We start from the raw sequence: 259 nt of genomic DNA, 5'->3' as shown, positions 1-259 counted from the left end.
CACGCTGACCGAGGCGACGCCCCTGCTGCCCGACGAACAATGCCGACTCGTCCCGGGCGGCGAGCTGACCACGCACCACCAGCCAGGCATCCAGCGCCTGGCGGGCGCGTGAGCCGATCGGCAGCTGGCGGGGCTTGTCGCGCTTGCCACGCACGCGCAGGCGGCGGGTTTCCAGCACGGCGAGGGCGAGGCTGACCAGCTCCGAGAGACGCAAGCCCGCGCCGTAGAGCAGTTCCAGCATTGCCTGATCGCGGATCGC

General features: G+C 71.8%; 1 protein-coding gene. It reads right to left on the bottom strand.

Going from position 1 to position 259, the window contains the following annotated elements:
• On the bottom strand, nucleotides 1-259 hold a 259-nt coding region (locus R0J88_RS21345; protein WP_410901075.1), incomplete at both ends, for a tyrosine-type recombinase/integrase.

The organism is Pseudoalteromonas sp. SIMBA_162, from assembly GCF_046535955.1.
Taxonomy (GTDB): domain Bacteria; phylum Pseudomonadota; class Gammaproteobacteria; order Enterobacterales; family Alteromonadaceae; genus Pseudoalteromonas; species Pseudoalteromonas marina.
Note: the sequence above shows the minus strand (reverse complement) of the source record. Positions and strands in the feature narration are given on the sequence as shown.